A 13,002-nucleotide genomic window follows, 5' to 3' on the forward strand; every position below is an offset into this window, starting at 1 on the left:
ATGATTGGTGTCAATCTCAAAGCAGCAGCTTAAATTATCATCAGTATTTATACTGATTGCATAACTGTTATGCTCCCCTCCCCCTCTCCCCCTCTCCCATTCTCCCCCTCTCCCATTCTCCCCCTCTCCCCCTCTCCCATTCTCCCCCTCTCCCCCTCTCCCATTCTCCCCCTCTCCCATTCTCCCCCTCTCCCCCTCTCCCCCTCTTCCCTCAACTCCCCTTCAAACGCTGCAACAGCCATTGAAATCTCGATTCAGCCAAATCTGGATTTTCGACATTTTGCCCGATCGCGCGCTCGTCGTCGGAGTCTTCATATATTAAATAATCAGTATCTTCGCCGAAGCGTTGGACTGTACCCCGCAGTCTCGACGACAGAAATTTGGTAATAGCCCGATAAAACCGCAGGGAAAAAAGTACGTCTTGCTCGAGTTTTTCAGTTAGCAGCCGCCTCGGAATTGACAGAATGAGGCACTCTTCAATTGCCGTGACGCTAGCAGAAGGAAGCCTCCCGTCTACAAAAGACATTTCGCCCAACACTTCCCCGGAAATAATTTTGCCAATTTCTTTCTCGCCCAAAGATGATACAGCAACGCTCAAAGTTCCATGCAGAACTATGTACAGGGCGTCTAACGGCTTTCCTTCGGTGATGAGGGTGGTGCCGGGGGGGACTTGGGTGCGGGTGCCGTTGGCGAGCATCCAATCGATGTCGCGATCGCTCAATTCGCCTAATATAACTAGAACTTTGCTCATAAAGTCAGGTTGAGATGAGATACTCTGTATTTTTTTACTTGTTTAGTTACCAGAAAGAATTGGTTTAAAGCCCCAAGCCTTGCAGGGAGAAATTAAAAGAAGACTATTCATTACTCCAATCCTCGGACTTCCAGGTAGAGGTCGCTATCAACTATCAACTGTCAACTGTCAACTGTCAACTATCAACTGTCAACTGTCAACTGTCAACTGTCAACTGTCAACTGAATGAAGTGCTGTTGTTCGATGGTCAGACCCTGAGCGAAAGCGAAAACTAAACTTTACTAATAAAATACTAACTTTTACACAATTATCGTAATATTCAGTAATTTTGACACGATCGAGCCACAAATCTTTCTCGGATCGGTGCTATGTATTCTACATTACTTGTCAGGGACTGTGCAGCAACAGATCGCGTTGTTTTAACTGCGCTTGCTTGGGACTGCGGGGCTGCCAAAACTGTTTTGAAAGCTTGCTGTCTGTTGGTTTCGAGCCGGTGCGACCTCAAAAACCGGATTTTTCGGGCGTGGCTGCGAGTGCAGCGCCCCCAAGTACAGAATTGTACAATGCAAGCGAGACGCCCGATCGACACCTCAATTAAACAGGATAAAGGGTGAAATCCTCCCTAAGATAGATTTTTAGCCGATCGAACGGTAAATTAAAATTAGCCTGTAAACCCACCGTCAGTTCTTGAATCTAATCAGCTAGAGAGTTGACTCTTCAACGGTTGAGTGCCAATCTAGGAACAACACAACTCAAATTTGTGTCATTTTTGAGCAAAGCTCTCGACTGTCGCCCTCAAACACTTACACTTTTAACGCACCATTCATTGAGGAGTTTCTATGAATAGTCTATTTTCTAAGTCTGCTTTCGCGTTAATAAACCTTGCAGCTTTAGCTGTTTCTTGCAGTACCCTGTCAGCCAAAGCTGAAATGGGCAACTTGCCCGATGGCGCTACAACTGCAAATTTGGCAGCTCAGAATATTGACCGAATTTCTGAGCCGGCGGCAACTTCAGCAGTTAAACCCGACGCAGAAACAACGGCTAGCAATACAAAAATTGATTCTATCAGTTGGAGCGAACTAACAGAAGCGGCAGAGCCAGCAGCCTCCGCACCGGCAGCCAACTTGCAAGCATCTGTTGCAACACCAGAAAAATCGGCAGCAGCAACATCTGAAATTGCTGGGACAGAAACTGCACAAAATACATCCATTGCTGCTGAGACACAAAACTCGCAAGAAACAGCTAAAATTGCTGATAATGGCGTCAAAGTGAAGTCAACGGTCGAGAGTGCCAAAAAGATCGATCGACCTACCTCAATTGTTGCCGAGAGCAATAATATTGAAGTAACAGCAACGAAGGAAGAAAAAGAAGTCAAAACAGCACAAGAATTGTTGAGCAATCCTGTCAGCACTTCCGCCTCAGCTTTGACAAACCAACCGAAAGTTGCCCAAAAACCGGCAACTGCCTCAGAACCAACTAAAAAAGTGGCTCAAGGAACTCAAATCCGACCAGGGCGAGCTACCCGTTCTGGGCCCAGCTACGTCGGGATTGGCGGCAATCTAGGTTTTGGCGGAGATTCAGCTTTAGGCGACGGTTCATTTGCGATTATTAGCAAAATCGGTTTGACGAACAATTTCTCGGTGAGACCGACTGTTTTGTTCCGCGACAACTTAGCTTTTCTAGTTCCCGTTACCTACGATTTTGTATCTCAAGAGACTGTCGAAGTCAGCGATGATTTTGTGATTACTGCTGCTCCTTATGCAGGTGCTGGCGTGATAATTTCTACCGGGGATGATGCTACTTTAGGCTTCCTGATTTCGGGGGGTGTAGATGTGCCGCTGTCGAGAAATTTTACAGCCACAGCGGGACTGAATATTGGTTTTGTAGACGGAGCTGAAGTGGGATTGTTACTCGGTGTCGGCTATACGTTCCCGAATATTGCCAGGTAGTGTTGCTGTTTGAGCAAATGCAGGAGAAATAAATAGGCGCGGGGTTGGCTGTAGGAATACAGTCAACCCTTTTTGATGATGGAAAATCTGCCAATTCGATCGATGTAGGGTGCACCATAAGCAGAGAGCGCCGAGATTGATTTTGGTGAAAGATATAATGATGGTGCGATCGATCTGAGATGTTGCGTCATTCTTGTCAAGAACGGGCAAGATGCCCGTTCCACAAAGAGTAGATTTTCTTGTGGGATGGGCATCCTGCCCGCAAAAAAAAAGGATTATTGAAAATGGTGCAAGATATAAGATCGATCGCACTTTCTCACCAACCACCCGAAAAAAACCGTGACTAAAACAGAAATCTTAGCAGCACTCCAAAATCTGACAGCAGAAGAACGCCTAGAAATCATCGAAACAGCTTCGCGGATGATGCGCGAAGAAATAGAAGAAAAAGCCCAGCGCAAAGTTGAGAGAAAGCGGCGACTCAGAGCCGCAGCAGAAGCAGCAGTCAAAGATTATATGCCGGGAGGTGCTTTACATGATTTGTGGTCGCCAGACAGCGAACCCTATTTTGAATCCGAGGAAGAATACCTTAACGCAGGGATAAAAACTAATGCGTAGAGGCGAAATCTGGCTGGTTGCGCTTGAACCTACTGTGGGCGCCGAAATCGGAAAAACCCGTCCGGTAGTAATTGTTAGCGATGAAACGGTGGGAATTTTGCTGCTTGAAGTTATTGTTCCCATCACTGACTGGAAAGAGCGATACACCGAGAGAAATTGGATGGTTCGACTAGAACCCAGTGGCGAAAATGGCTTGGCTAAAGTCTCCGTCGCCGATGCTTTTCAAGTCCGTTCCGTCTCGCAACAAAGATTTGTCCGACAACTCGGAACCCTGTCCGAGACAATTATGGAAGAAATTGCAGAAGCACTGACAATTGTTTTGGATCTGGATTGAATAACTAGGCAACAGCGCACAAATAGTGTTAATTATAGATAGATTGTACGGCGCGATGGCCTAAATGATTCCTATACAACTTACACTTAAAAATTTTCTCAGCTATCGCGAAGCTGCTTTAGACTTTCGCGGCCTGCACACCGCTTGCATTTGCGGGCCTAACGGTGCTGGCAAATCTTCTCTCTTAGAAGCGATCGCCTGGTCACTTTGGGGCTGTTGTCGCAGCGATACGGAAGACGATATCATCCATATCGGCGAAACAGATGTGCGCGTTGATTTCACTTTCTCCACCGGCGGCCAAATCTACCGGGTGATTCGCAACCGCCGGCGCGGACAATCGGGAAGTTTGGAATTTCAAGTAGCAACAAACCCCCCCTTCCCCCCCCTTGGTAAGGGGGGGCCAGAAGAAGTGAATTCTTCCCTCAATCAAGAATATCCAGAAAAATTAACTTCTTCTCCCCCCCTTGGTAAGGGGGGGTCGGGGGGGGTGAATTTCCGCACGCTCACAGACAAGGGCCTGAGAACAACTCAGCAAAAAATCCTCGAACACATCAAATTAGATTACGATACTTTCATCAACTCGGCGTATTTGCGGCAGGGGCGAGCTGATGAATTTATGCTCAAAAAGCCGATCGAGCGCAAACAAGTTTTAGCCAACCTGCTCAAGCTCGATCGATACGACACTTTATCCGAACAAGCCAAGGAAAAGTCCAGAGAATTTAAAGCTCGAGTCGAACTGCTCAAACACAGTTTGCAAACCGTACAAGACCAACTGCAACAAAAAGAGGCGATCGCTTCAGAACAAACTCAATTGCAGCAAGCAACCGATTTGCTCTCTTCACAGCAGCAAGCCGACACAACCGAGTTGCAGCAACTGCAACTCCAGCACCACAACCGCCAAACTTGGCAAAAACTCCTCGCCGGCCACCAGCAACAGCACTACAATATCTCTCAAGAATGCCGCCGCTTGCAGCAAGAACTCAGCGCCGTCAAACAGCAGCAAAACGAGCTGCAAGCCCTCCTAGAACAAGAAAATGAAATAACAGCGGGTATCGCGTATTTCCACAGCTTGCAAGCCACAGAAGAGAGTTTAGCTGGCAAATTCAAAGCTAACCAACAAGCCCAAAATCAGCGTCAGCAATTGCAAGAACAGCAGCGCGACGAACTGAGCTTTTTGCAAAGCAAAATTCAGCAGTTGCAAGCTCAATTAGATGTTTTGGAACAGGATGAAAAAGATGTTCTGGATATTCTCAAACAGCAGCCGGAGGTTGACAAAGGACTCGCACAGTTGCAAGCAGTTCGATCGCGCCTCAACGAACTAGAGCAACTGCAACTGCAAGTTTCCCCGCTGCTACAACAGCAGCAGCAAAAGCAACAAAAGCTCGATCGCGCCCGCGCCGGTTTAACCGCCCGCTTAGACGAAATCAACCGACAGGTGCAAGTTCAACAGCAGCAGCGACAGCCGCAATTGCAGCAGGAAATCTCGACCATCGCCAATCAAATTTTGCAGTTGGAAAACAAGCGAGTTTATCAGCACCGAGTCCGCGAAAAAGGCCAAGAAAGGCACGACTTTCTAGGAAACCTGCAAGCCAAAAGCCGCGACTATCAAACCAGACTCGCCGAAATCGACCAAAAACTGCAACTGCTGCGGAAACATGAAGGAGAAACCAGCGCAGGTGAAGGTAAAGCCTCGAATTTTGCGGAAAACGAGCCAGCGAATTCGCCTTTAATGGTGCGAGATACAAATTTTGGCAATTGTCCTTTGTGCGATCGACCTTTAGACGAACATTACTGGAATTTGGTAATCGCAAAACACCACTCCCAACAGCAGGAAATTTGGAATCAATTGTGGGTTGTGCGCGAACAATTGGCCGTCTCCGAGCGCGAAATTCAAGTCCTCAGACATGAATACCGCGAACTAGAACAGGAATTAGCGCCCTACCAAGAATTGCGGGAACGCCGCAGCCATTTGCAAGCACAATTAGATGGCCTGGGCCAAGATGAAAACCGACTGCAAAGTATGCGTCAAGACGCGGAGGAAATAGAGCGGTTGCTGCGCAGCGGCGAGTATGCAGCCGATGATTTGGGCGAACTACAGCAAATCGAACAGCAACTGCAACAGCTCAATTACAGCGATAGCAGCCACTCCCTCGCCCGCAGCGATGAAAAGCGCTTGCGGTGGGCGGAAATTAAGCAAGCTCAAATTAAAGACGCTCAGCAGAAACTGAATAAAATTAATGCCCGCCGCCCGGATCTGCAAACTCAATTAGCCACCGTACAGCAACAGTTAGAACAGCAAAAAAATAGCTCGGAAATACAGCAGCAAATTCTGTCTTTAGATAGATACATTGCGGAAGTTGGCTATAATTTGGAACAGCACGAACACGTCCGCAGCGAAATGCGCCGATCGCAGTTTTGGATCGCCCGCGCCGAAAAACTGCGATCGGCAACTGTGCAGTACCCGCAAGTGCAGCAGCGGGTTAATGAAATAGCAAATTCCATCGCCGTGCGCGATCGAGATTTGCAAGCTGTCAGCGCTCAAACTTCAGCGATGAACCAGCAGTTGCAAGAACATCCCGATCCCACAGCCCGCATAAGTGCGATCGAACAGCAAATCAGTCGCCGCCGCCAGCAGCTAGACCAACATCTGGGAAGTCTCGGACGCCTCCAGCAGCAGCAGCAAAATCTGGAAGCTCTGCAAGTTCAGCTAGTAGCTCAAAAAGAGCAAATGCAAGTTGCAAAACGCGAGTATCGAGTTTATCAAGAGTTGGGTCAAGCATTTGGCAAAAACGGCATTCAAGCTTTAATGATTGAAAATGTTTTGCCTCAACTCGAAGCTGAAACCAATCAGATATTGTCGAGATTGAGCGCGAATCAGTTGCACGTTCAATTTATCACTCAGCGGGCTGCTGCTTCTAAAAAAGCAACTAAATTGATTGACACTTTAGACATTTTAATTGCTGATGCTCGCGGCACTCGCCCCTATGAAACTTACTCGGGCGGCGAAGCTTTTCGGATTAATTTTGCGATTCGGCTGGCGCTGGCGAGACTGCTGTCTCAGCGGGCGGGCACGGCTTTGCAAATGTTGATTATTGATGAGGGATTCGGGACTCAGGATGCGGTTGGGTGCGATCGGCTGATTGCTGCAATTAATGCGATCGCCTCCGACTTCGCCTGCATTCTCACCGTTACCCATATGCCCCACCTGAAAGAAGCTTTTCAAGCCAGGATTGAAGTAAGCAAAACTGCTCGGGGTTCTTGCATCAGCTTGTCCGTTTAGAAGGCTTGATGAGCCGGATGGAACGAGGAAAAGAAAAAAAGTTGAAAATATCAGTTTTTCACCTCATGTTTTTTTTTCGGCTTGGGTATTTTCACCTTCTGTTTTCTGGATAAGTGCCGAATGCCTTCGGTTATATAGCAATCCTAGATCATTTGTGAATTTCTCGACGAACTCCCCTTGATAAGGGGAGGGTTGGGGTGGGGTAAAAAGTTTACGAATCATTTAGGATTGCTATACTACTTACTTTCAAACAAAAAGGCAATTGTAGACGCGTACTCCAAACCATGATGGCATCAGTCATTGCCAATCTAAAATCTAAAATCTAAAATGGTATTACTCGTCTCCCCCGCAGGCTTTTTTTTGCCGCTGATTTTTTTTATAAGGCTAAATTAAAAGTAAAATTATACAATAAGAATGGCTCAAGCTATTTATATTTTTTTATTGTTCTGTCCCCTCCCTGGGAATTTGGATATTGCCACCGATGATAACAGACTCTTTCAACCTGTCTCTGCTAGAGCGGGCGATCGCAGCGTCGAGCAACAGCATCTTAATTGCAGATGCTCGCAGGCATGACATACCTATTATCTACTGCAATCCTGCTTTTGAGAAACTGACCGGTTACAGCGGCGAAGAAGTTATTGGACGCAACTGCCGGTTTTTGCAGGGCCCGGATACCGATGGCGCCGAATTAGACAAACTCCGCAGCAGCTTGCGATCGGGAACGGAAATTAAGGTAGTTCTCAAAAATTACCGCAAAGACCAAACTCCTTTTTGGAACGAATTAACCGTTTCCCCCATCCTCGATGGCGAGGGAAAATTAACACATTTTATCGGAGTTCAGAACGATATTAGCAAAAGAGTAGCAGCCGAAACAGCCCTGCAAGAAAGCGAAGAAAGATTGCGGGCGATCGCCACTGCGACTCCCGTTCCCATGTTAATTACGCGCCTGGAAGACAGCGTTATTTTGTACGCAAATCCTGCCTTATGCAAAACTTTTGGTTTGAGTTACGAACAACTTATCGGCGGCAAAAAAATTGAATTTTATGCCAATATTAACGACCGCCGTCAATTGCTAGAATTAGTCAAACAAAACGGCTTTAGCGACAGCGAACAAATCGGTCTCAGGAAAGCAAACGGCAGTTTTTTTTGGGTAAAAATGTCGATGCGATCGATTAATTTTAACGGCGAAGCAGCAATTTTATCGTCATTTTACGATATTACCGATCGCGTAGAAGCAGAAACAGCATTACGGCAAAGCGAAGCGAGGTTTCAAAAACTAGCCGCCAACGTTCCCGGAATGATTTATCAATTTCAGTTAACAGCAGACGGCACTGTGTCATTCCCCTACGTCAGTTCCGGCTGCCGCGAACTCTGGGAATTAGAACCAGAGGTACTCCAAAATTCAGCTATTCCCGCGATCGAAATGATTCATCCAGAGGATGCGCCCAGCTTCCACGAATCTATTGCTATCTCAGCTAAAACTTTAGAACCTTGGCGGTGGGAAGGCAGATTAGTTTTCCCGGGAGATCGGATGAAGTGGATTAGCGGGGGTTCGCGACCCGAACGGGGCGATAAAGATGAGATTATTTGGGACGGCTTGTTGATTGACATTAGCGATCGCAAACTTGCAGAATCAGCACTGCGGCAAAGCGAAGCCAGATTCCAAAAAATGGCCGCCAACGTGCCGGGAATGATTTATCAATACTTGCTGCGTCCCGACGGTTCCAATCAATTCATTTATGTCAGTTCCGGCTGTTGGGAACTTTACGAGTTAGAGCCAGAAAAAGTTCAAAAAAACTCCGATTTAATGTGGTCAGCGGTGCATCCAGAAGACTTAAAACCCCTGTTAGAATCAGTGGCAATTTCCGGCGAAACTTTAAAACCTTGGATATATGAAGGGCGGATCGTAACGCGATCGGGAAAACTGAAATGGATTCGCGGCATCGCCCGCCCCGAACTGCAACCCAGCGGCGATATACTGTGGGAGGGGGTGACAATCGACATCAGCGATCGCAAGCTAGCAGAAATCGCCCTGGGCGAGTCAAAAATCGCCCTGCTACAAGTCAATCAAGAGCTGGAAAAGCGCGTCCTAGAACGCATGGAAGCCTTGGAAACATCCCAAAAAATGCTGTGGTTGGTAATCAATAACATCCCTCAGTTAATCGCCTGGAAAGATCGAGATTCAGTTTACTTGGGAGGCAACAAAAATTTGGCCAACATCGCAGGTTTCAATCACCCCAGTGAAATCGTCGGTCTCACGGACTACGATATGCCCTGGAAGCCAGAAGAAACAGAATTTTTTCGAGCCTGCGACAGCCGCATTATGGATAGCAACACCGCAGAATATCACATTATAGAACCCCAACTGCAAGCCGACGGCACCCAGCGCTGGCTGGATACAAATAAAATACCTTTACACGACAATAACGGCAATGTTGCCGGCATTTTGTGTACTTTTGAAGACATCACCGACCGACTTTCCCTAGAAGCTAAAGTCCGGGCCAGCGAGGAACTATTTCGCAAAATATTTGAAGATGCACCCATTGCTATCTACTTAGCCAATTTAGACGATAACAAGTTAATGCGAGTCAATAAAAATTACTGCGAAATGCTGGGCTATACCATAGCAGAATTACTCGCCAAAACATTTATAGAACTTGGGCATCCCGACGATTCTCCAAAAAATATCCAAGTGGCTGATTCTCTTGAACGGGGAGAAATTACTCACTATCAAATCGAACTCCGCCAGATTACCGCTACAGGTAAAATTGTTTGGGTAAACGTGACAGCTACTTTGATTCGAGACGGCGAAGGAAAACCTATTTACAAATTAGGGATGATTGAAAATATTACCAACCGCAAAATTTCCGAAGCAGCACTCCAAGCTTCCCAATCTCAATTGAAAAAACAAGCAGCCCAATTGCAAGAAGCCTACGAACAGCTACAAGACGCTCAAATCCAATTAGTTCAATCCGAAAAAATGTCTAGCCTCGGTCAGATGGTGGCTGGCATCGCCCACGAAATCAACAATCCCGCAACTTTTATTAACGGCAATATTTCTCATACATACACCTATTTTCACGATTTAATTGAACTCTTGAATCTCTACCAGCACAGCTACCCATCCCCAGTGCCTCAGATTGCTGAAAAAGTGAAGGAATTAGATTTAGATTTCCTCAAGGAAGACTTGCCCAAAATGCTCAACTCCATGAAAATTGGAGTAGAAAGAATCAGTAAAATTGTGTTGTCGCTGCGGAACTTTTCGCGGCTAGACGAATCGGAAATGAAGTTGGTAGACCTTCACGAAGGAATTGACAGCACGCTGTTAGTTGTGCAGCACCGATTGCACCAGGAAAATAAAAAAAGCCGGATTGAAATTATTAAAGACTACGGGAAAATATCGAAAATTTACTGTTGTGCGGGGCAGTTAAACCAGGTATTTCTAAACATTATTAACAATGCGATCGACGCTCTAGAAAACCAACCGCAACCTCGGACGATCGTGATTCGCACCTTCATGAAAAAAGCCGAATTGAAAAGCCACAGCATAAGCCAGCTCAGTGAGTGCGATCGCATCGTCATTTGCATCGCCGACACCGGCCCGGGAATGAGCGAAGACGTTCGCAAACGGCTATTTGACCCCTTCTTTACCACCAAACCGGTCGGCTCTGGAACCGGTTTGGGATTGTCCATCAGCCATCAGATTGTGGTAGAAAAACATAAGGGAAGCCTGCGGTGCATCTGTGCGCCCGGACAGGGAGCGGAATTCTGGATTGAAATTCCCTGCTCCGCGAACGAAAATTAATCTAAAAGTTTAAATATCTAACTTTTAATTCCCAATTGCTTTCGGTGCTTGAGTTATCAGGGTTTTGAATTAACCGCACTCAGAAGCCGAAATAAATCGCACTCAGCGGTGTGCTAATCTGCTGCCCTTATTCGCTAGGCAATTATGCTGAAAAAACTACCTTTATCCTGGTCTCGCTACAAGCCAGCCGGGTTGACCCTGGCTTTGGGTGTCGGACTGTCGGTCCTGGCATTTGCCTTGGTTTGGGGCTGGGAAGACAACCGCCGCGACTACGAAATGCACCGCCGCATCGACGATATTTCGATCGGCATCGAACGCCAGCTAAACTCCGACTTAGACGCAGTTCTCGCCCTCAGCGACTACATGAAAGCCTTCAGCGCCGTCGAGCGTTCCTCTTTTGCCAGGTTTGTCGCCCGGCCCCTATCCGTCCACCCCAGCCTGCAACTTCTGGCTTGGGCCCCCCGCGTCCCCAATTCCCAGCGGCGCAACTACGAAGCCAAAGCCAGAAGCGAAACCGACTCCAGCTTCGAGATTACAGAGCGCGGCCCCCGAGGAGAACTGCGCAAGGCCCTCCAGCGTTCCGAATACTTCCCGGCTTTCTACGTCGAACCACCAGCCGGAAACGAGACAGTATTAGGCTTTGACACCGCCTCCCACCCAGAAATCCGCGCCGCGCTCGATCGAGGGCGCGATACTGGAGAGATGATTGTCACCAACTACGTCGGCCTAACTCAGAGCAATTCCCCCGAACTAGGTCTTTTGGCCATAGTTCCGATTTACGAAAACAGCAGTAAACCGACTACGCTGGAATCCCGCCGCCAACTGCTGCAAGGATTTGTTCTGGGCGTATTTCGAGGCAAAGATATTTTCCAAACCTCTTTAAAAGGACGCAATACCGACTACCTCAATATTTATCTCGTTAGCGAGGCTCCAGACAAGCAAGAAGCACCGCCGCTGTTACCGCAAACGGGCAACCCCGTTCTCAAAAATCTCCCTGCTGAGACCCAAATTCAGCAATTTGCGGTGCAGTTCCAATCCGCGAGCCAACAAGTGATTCCAGCATCAGCCACTGCTGACCGAGCCCTGATGCAAAACTGCCCGATTCTTGACAATCCAGGCCCTAACTATACAGCTTGCAGAAGGCGGCTGAAAATTAGTGGCAGCCAGTGGTCTATGTACGTGTCGGCAACGCCGGAAATTCGCAGGATTCGCAAGCACTGGCGCTCTTGGGGAACTCTGACGATGGGGATGCTGTGGACTCTGATTCCGGTGACATATATGCTGACAGCTTTGAGCCGCACCGCCCAAATCGAAAAGCTAGCCGGAGAAAGAATTCGCCAAGCCGAACAGTTGCAGGCTGCTTACCTACAGTTGGAACTCGAACAAGCTAAATCCGAGCAACTGCTGCTGAACGTTTTGCCGGCAGCGATCGCCCTGCGTTTGAAGGACAATGAACATAATATTGCCGAAAGTTTTGCGGAAGTGACTGTGATGTTTGCCGACATTGTGGGGTTTACAGAACTTTCGTCGAGAATTTCAGCGACTGCGGTGGTGGAAGTGCTCAACGATATTTTTTCGGCTTTTGACCACTTGGCCGATCGCCACGGTTTGGAGAAAATTAAGACTATTGGTGACGCTTACATGGTTGTCGGCGGTTTGCCTACGCCCCGAGAAGATCACGCCGCGGCAGTTGCGAATATGGCGATCGATATGCTGCACGAAATTCGGCTCCTCAGTTTAGAACATTCGGAACCTTTCAGCATTCGGATCGGGATTAGCAGTGGCCCTGTCGTTGCCGGCGTCATCGGCTTAAAAAAGTTTATTTACGACCTCTGGGGCAACACAGTAAATATTGCTTCGCGAATGGAATCCCACGGGATTACCGGCTGCATTCAAGTCACCGCCGAAACCTACGAGATATTAAAAGATAAATATACTTTTCAGAAGCGCGGCGCCATTCAAGTTAAGGGCAAGGGATACATGGTTACTTATTTGCTGACTGGGAAAAAAGATTATTAACACCGCGCAAAAACGGATACAAACCTCCGACTCCCCGATCGGCTAAGGAATAGACCTCTTGCAAAAATAACTAGGACGGGCTCTCCGGCCCATCCCACAAATTTTTTTTCTTGTGGAATGGGCCGGAGAGCCCGTTCCAGAATTTGATTAAAAGGATTTTTGTAAGAGGTCTAATGAGAATTAAATAACTTACACTCTTGAAAGTGGGGAGTAGGGGTTGGGCGTCCCGCCCGCCCTTTTTGGACGGGC

General features: G+C 47.6%; 10 protein-coding genes. 7 read left to right on the top strand and 3 right to left on the bottom strand.

Annotated features, from left to right (window positions below; all coding sequences use genetic code 11):
• Positions 1-47: 47 nt before the first annotated feature.
• Entirely contained in the window at positions 48-242 is a 195-nt protein-coding gene (locus QUB70_RS28495) for a hypothetical protein (protein ID WP_332984950.1), read from the bottom strand.
• The gene (locus QUB70_RS28500; protein WP_332984952.1) at positions 212-751 is read right to left on the bottom strand and encodes a cyclic nucleotide-binding domain-containing protein; all 540 of its coding nucleotides are present in this window, start codon (positions 749-751) and stop codon (positions 212-214) included. The genes QUB70_RS28495 and QUB70_RS28500 overlap by 31 nt, the downstream gene beginning before the upstream one ends.
• Positions 752-1,119: 368 nt before the next feature.
• Here QUB70_RS28500 and QUB70_RS28505 point away from each other — a divergent pair, with 368 nt between their 5' ends.
• Both QUB70_RS28505 and QUB70_RS28510 read left to right on the top strand, forming a co-directional pair.
• Complete coding sequence (locus QUB70_RS28505; protein ID WP_332984953.1) at positions 1,120-1,365, top strand: hypothetical protein; 246 nt, start codon at positions 1,120-1,122, stop codon at positions 1,363-1,365.
• Between the two features lie 225 nt (positions 1,366-1,590).
• Positions 1,591-2,700, top strand: coding sequence for a hypothetical protein (locus QUB70_RS28510; RefSeq protein ID WP_332984955.1), 1,110 nt, complete (start codon positions 1,591-1,593; stop codon positions 2,698-2,700).
• 62 nt (positions 2,701-2,762) lie between these two features.
• Here the strand turns inward: QUB70_RS28510 and QUB70_RS28515 are convergent, their stop codons facing one another.
• On the bottom strand, positions 2,763-2,954 hold the full coding sequence (locus tag QUB70_RS28515; protein WP_332984957.1) for a hypothetical protein: 192 nt from the start codon (positions 2,952-2,954) through the stop codon (positions 2,763-2,765).
• A gap of 85 nt (positions 2,955-3,039) precedes the next feature.
• Here QUB70_RS28515 and QUB70_RS28520 point away from each other — a divergent pair, with 85 nt between their 5' ends.
• From QUB70_RS28520 to QUB70_RS28540, 5 genes are all read left to right on the top strand, one after another.
• Entirely contained in the window at positions 3,040-3,315 is a 276-nt protein-coding gene (locus tag QUB70_RS28520) for a hypothetical protein (protein ID WP_332984959.1), read from the top strand.
• On the top strand, positions 3,308-3,649 hold the full coding sequence (locus tag QUB70_RS28525) for a type II toxin-antitoxin system PemK/MazF family toxin (protein ID WP_332984960.1): 342 nt from the start codon (positions 3,308-3,310) through the stop codon (positions 3,647-3,649). Before QUB70_RS28520 ends, QUB70_RS28525 begins: the two co-directional genes overlap by 8 nt.
• A gap of 64 nt (positions 3,650-3,713) precedes the next feature.
• The gene (locus QUB70_RS28530; protein WP_332984961.1) at positions 3,714-6,929 is read left to right on the top strand and encodes an AAA family ATPase; all 3,216 of its coding nucleotides are present in this window, start codon (positions 3,714-3,716) and stop codon (positions 6,927-6,929) included.
• A gap of 481 nt (positions 6,930-7,410) precedes the next feature.
• On the top strand, positions 7,411-10,734 hold the full coding sequence (locus QUB70_RS28535; RefSeq protein ID WP_332984963.1) for a PAS domain-containing sensor histidine kinase: 3,324 nt from the start codon (positions 7,411-7,413) through the stop codon (positions 10,732-10,734).
• A 144-nt stretch (positions 10,735-10,878) separates the two neighbouring features.
• Positions 10,879-12,753, top strand: a complete 1,875-nt coding sequence (locus QUB70_RS28540) for an adenylate/guanylate cyclase domain-containing protein (RefSeq protein ID WP_332984965.1) — start codon at positions 10,879-10,881, stop codon at positions 12,751-12,753.
• Positions 12,754-13,002: the final 249 nt, after the last annotated feature.

The organism is Microcoleus sp. A003_D6, from assembly GCF_036702825.1.
Classification (GTDB): Bacteria; Cyanobacteriota; Cyanobacteriia; order Cyanobacteriales; family Microcoleaceae; genus Microcoleus.